Source organism: Kitasatospora sp. MY 5-36, assembly GCF_001182915.1.
In the GTDB taxonomy this organism is placed as follows: domain Bacteria; phylum Actinomycetota; class Actinomycetes; order Streptomycetales; family Streptomycetaceae; genus Kitasatospora.
In genome coordinates this window covers 1-3,467 of record NZ_LFVW01000898.1, presented here as the reverse complement: position 1 = coordinate 3,467, position 3,467 = coordinate 1, and the positions used below count along the sequence as shown (strand labels likewise).

General features: G+C 77.6%; 2 protein-coding genes and 1 pseudogene. All 3 read left to right on the top strand.

Annotation, left to right across the window (positions count from 1 at the left end):
* A pseudogene (locus AE652_RS37945) lies at positions 1-1,392 on the top strand (hypothetical protein); the annotation flags it as partial.
* A gap of 230 nt (positions 1,393-1,622) precedes the next feature.
* Entirely contained in the window at positions 1,623-2,426 is an 804-nt protein-coding gene (locus tag AE652_RS46940) for a hypothetical protein (RefSeq protein WP_159028682.1), read from the top strand.
* A 53-nt stretch (positions 2,427-2,479) separates the two neighbouring features.
* On the top strand, positions 2,480-3,097 hold the full coding sequence (locus AE652_RS37935; protein ID WP_181970897.1) for a hypothetical protein: 618 nt from the start codon (positions 2,480-2,482) through the stop codon (positions 3,095-3,097).
* The last annotated feature ends 370 nt before the right edge of the window (positions 3,098-3,467 follow it).

The following is a 3,467-nucleotide window of genomic DNA, read 5'->3' as shown; positions in this document are numbered from 1 at the left end:
CTCGCCTCGCTGGACGAACTCGCCCGGGCCGCGCGCGGGCGCGACGCCGACGTGCTGGTGCTGGCCGCCTCCGGACTGGCCGCGGTCGGCCCCGACGGCCGGCGGCCCGCCGAACTGCTCGCCCGGCGCAGCGGGTTGACCGTCGTCGCACCGGACACGGTGGTCAGCGTCGAGCCGGACGGCACCCTGCCGGCCGTGGACGGGACGTGGTGGCGCTGCCGGCCCGGCGGGGGAGCGGAGCCGCTCGGCAGCCGCTGGCCCGCCGACGCGACCATCACCCCGCTGGCCGGCGGGGCGTACTGGATCACCGACGCGGCGGTGGGACCGGTCCGCCCCGCCGTGCTGGACCGGGCCTTCGCACCGCGCGACCGGCTGCTGCTGATCATCGGCGCGCCCGCCCGGTCACTGCCCAGCGGTGCCCAACTGGCCAGCGCTGCGAACCTGTTGAAGGAGCAGGCGCCCCATCGGGAGTACCTCGCGCTGAGCGCGCCGTGGGCCGCGCCGCTCGAACTCATCGAGACGGCCGCCGTGCTGGCGGCCTCGCTCGGGCAGGAGGTGCGGGCGGCGATCGGCGTGCCGGTGGCCAGGTCGGGCCTGCCGGGGGCGCCCGGGTGCGGTGTGCGGCACGTCCACGTGGCGCCGGACGGGGGCGAGGGCTGGGAACCGTACCTCATCGAGTTGTCCGCCCGCCCGCGCGAACGCACCGTCACCGCCGTCGGCTGGCGCGTCGGGCCCGGCCCGGTCGTGGGCCCTGGGACGGAGCGCTTTCCGGCTCTCCCCGGCCCGGGTGCGGGGCCCGGTCCGGGCCGCTTCCCGGCCTTTCCCGGCCCGCCTCCGGTGCCCGGCGCGGGGCGTTTCCCGGTCTTCCCGGGCCCGGCTGTGGGGCCTGGGGCGGGGCGTTTCCCGGCTCTCCCCGGCCCGCCCGCGGGGCCCGGAGTGGGGCGGCTTCCGGCTCTCCCCGGCCCGCCCACGGCCCCTGGGGCGGGCCGTTTTCCGGCTCTCCCCGCGCCGCCTTCGGTGCTCGGGGCGGCGCGCTACCCGGCCTTCCCCGGCTGGGAGGTGGAGGCGGTGGCGGCCGGACTGTGGCTGCGCCCGGCCGCTACCCCGGAGCGGGGCCCCCGGCTGCGTCGGCCGGACCCGGCCCAGCCCGTGCTGGTCGTGGGCACGCCGGGCCGCCCGGTTCCGGACGCGGTCTGGGACCACCTCGGTACGGTGCTGGGCTCGCTCCCGGCCGGGCCGGTACGCCTCGCGCTCGTGGTGGCGGGGGTGTTGGACGTGGAGTCGGCCGCGGTGGGGCGGTTCTGCGCGCGGCAGTACGGGTTGGACTGGGTCGGCGAGGAGGCGGTCGAGGCCGCGGAGGGCGGGTGGCCGTGCTCGGTTCGGCGCCGGTGACGGCTCCGGAGCCCGCCGCCACGGTGCCGACTTCGGAAGGGGCGTTGGCGGCGGAGGCTCCCGGGGAGGCCCATGGGGGAACAATATTGGCCCCTGAGGTTGTCGCGGAGGAGCCTGAGGCGGAGGAGTCGGTTGACGAAGTCCCGCTAGCAGAACCTGAGTTGCTCGCTGGGCCTGAGATGGAGGAGCCGGTCGCCGAGGCACCGGAAGTCGATCCCGATCCCGAGCCTGTGCTGCCCGCTGCGACGCCCCCGGCCCCGGAACCGTCCCCGGAGCCGGAGCCGGAGCCGGAGCCGGAGCCGTCGGAGCCCGCCGGGGACGGCGAGGCCCTGGTCGCCCAACTCGGCTCCGCCTACGAGCCCTTGGCCCGGCGGGCCGAGGACGTCGCCACCCGGCTGCCCGCCCTGCGCGCGCAGGCGGAGGAGGGCGACCAGGGGCCCGAGCTGGTCGCCCTCCTGCTGCACGCCGGCGACTCCGGCCCCCTGGCCCCGCGCGCCGAACTCCTCGCGGCGGCCCGCTCCGGCGAGCCCGGCCGCTACGGCCCGTACCTGCGCTGCCTGGCCGCCGGCCTGCGGCGGCTGCCCGGGTACTACGGCGGTGTGCTGGTCGCCGGTCCGGCGCAGGCCTGCGACCTCGCCGCGTACGCCCCGGGCACGGTGCTGACCGAGCGGGCCCCGGTGACCGCCCTGGCGGTGCCCGAGGCGGACCTGGGGGAGGACGTCGGGATCGAGTTCGCCATCTGGTCCGTCGGCGGCCGCCGCAGCTCGGCCTTCGGCGAGCCGGGCGACCCGCCCATGGTGGTCTTCGTCCCGGGCGCGGAGTTCGAGGTGGTCGAGGTCCAGCCGGCGGACCCGGAGGCGGGCCGCCCGGCCCGGGTCCTGCTCCACGAGATCGGCGGCGTCCGCCCGAGCCCCGAGCGGCTGCGCACCTGGCTCGCCCGCCGCAACGCCGTCGCCCCCGCCGACCGCGTCCGCCCCGCCGACCCCTCCCGCTACGCCCTCGCCCTGGGCGTCGGCTCCGGCCCTGCCGACTGACTGTCGGTAGGGCCGGATACGGTGCGTCCCGGAGCCGGACCACAGGAGGGGTCATGGAAGCAGGGGAAGCATCCGTCGCCGCGCTGAAGGCCGTCATGTCGCCGCACGACGGCGCCGACGAGCAGGTGGACTGGGCCGCGGTGGGCCAGGCCTGGGGCGTCCGGTTCCCCGCCGACTACGTGGCGTTCATGGCCACGTACGGGGCCGGTGGAATCGACGAGGCGTTCGGTGTCCTGGCCCCCGAGGCGAGCACGGCGCCGCCCGAGGGCCCGGGCTTCGGCAGCGCGGCCGGGGAGACCGCCATCCTGCGGAGCCTCTGGTCGACCGAGGGCGGGCCGGCCGGCGTCGAGGCCGGGCCGGACTCGGTGATCGCGTGGGGGGTGAGCTGCGGAGCGGACATCCTCGGCTGGCTCACGGTCGACGACGACCCCGACAGGTGGCCGGTCCTGGTGTGGGAACGCCACGGGTCGCCGAACTGGCAGCTCTACGACTGCGGGATGGCGGAGTTCCTGCGCCGCCTGTTCACCGAGGGCTTCGACCGCTGTCCGCTCAGCGACGCCTCCCTCTGGGGCGATCCGTCCCCGCACTTCGTCCACTGGCGTGAGGAGCGGCGCCGCATCGAGGAGCGGTTGGACCCGTACACCGGAGAGCCGCTCTCCTGGTCCTTCTGAACCACCCGGTGAACCCCGCACGGGCGGCCGGCCGTCGGACGGAACACAGGGACGTGGTCGGCGGGAGGGGCGCGGGGCGGGACCCGGCCGGTGGCGGGCGCGGAGCCGGTCCGGACGGTCGGGTCCGAGGCGCGCCGATTTCGGCTGAACCGGTTCGGCCGTGCGGGCCGTAGCTCCCCACAGGAGTGTCATCGAGCACAGGGGATGCATGGTGGGCGAGGAGCAGCGCGGCGGGCCGGAGCGGAGGCCGGGCGGCTTCCGGCTCCCGGCGGTGAACTGGGCGTTGGCGGCCGAGGCGGACCAGGGGAAGCCGCCGGAGGCGCCCGTGAGCGCGGAGACGGCGGCGCCGCCCGCGCAGCCGGGCGCCGGT